Raw genomic sequence first — 931 nt, 5'->3', positions numbered from 1 at the left:
CTGAGCAACCGCACGGACTGCTGGCTGCCCGGAGGCCGCCACGTCCAATGGCTCTACTACGGCTCGGGCCACCTGCACCAGATCCTCGCCGACGGCCAGGTGCTCAGCGACATCGAACGCGACGCCCTGCACCAGGAAATCCAACGCACCCAAGGCACGCTGACCAGCCGCTATGGCTGGGACCCCATGGGCCGCCTCACCTCCCACAAGGTCAGCCAGCAAGGCGCACTCCAGGGCCAGCCCGGCAGGCCTTCACCCCAGGCCCTGTGGGACCGTGACACCCCCCTGCCCTCCGGCCAGCGCATCGCCCGCCTGTACCAGTACGACCCCACAGGCAACCTCGTCGCCACGCGCGACGGCCTGCGCGGCGACAGCCAGTACCGCTACGACGCCCTGGGCCGCATCCTCGCCGCCCAGAAAAACGCTGCAGGTGGATTGCCCACCTCGGGCCGGAACCTGGAAACCTTCGCATTCGACCCCGCAGGCAACCTGCTCAACCCCAACCGTGGTGGAGACCTCAGCAGCGGCGGCACCAGCAACGAACGCGAACAGGTGCCCACCAACCGGCTCGCCGTCTACCAGGACCTGCGCTTCCAGTACGACCTGCACGGCAACATCGTGGAGCGCCGCATCGGCTGGCACACCGTGCAGCGCTTTCGCTACAGCGCCGAGCACCAGATGCTCGAATCCACGGTCACGCGCTACCACGACAGGCCCGAACCGAAGATCGCCGGATCGAATGCGCAGCCAGAGCCTGCCGCCACCGTCCAGACCACGCGCTACCGCTACGACGCGCTCGGCCGGCGCATCGACAAGCACGATGCCTTCGGGCGCACCACCTTCCTCTACGACGGCGACCTGCTCGCCGGGGAAATCCGTGGCTCACGCCTGAGCGAATACCTCTACGAGCCCGACAGCTTCGTGCCCCTGG

Annotated in this window: 1 pseudogene; it reads left to right on the top strand. The window is 68.1% G+C overall.

Annotated elements, in window-relative coordinates:
- Positions 1-931 (top strand): annotated as a pseudogene (locus tag L995_RS14615) (type IV secretion protein Rhs); the annotation flags it as partial.

Origin of the sequence: Delftia sp. ZNC0008, assembly GCF_000799035.1 — a bacterium.
Taxonomy (GTDB): Bacteria; Pseudomonadota; Gammaproteobacteria; order Burkholderiales; family Burkholderiaceae_C; genus Comamonas; species Comamonas tsuruhatensis.
The sequence above is the reverse complement of the archived record's forward strand: the minus strand, read 5'-3'. Positions and strand labels throughout refer to the sequence as shown.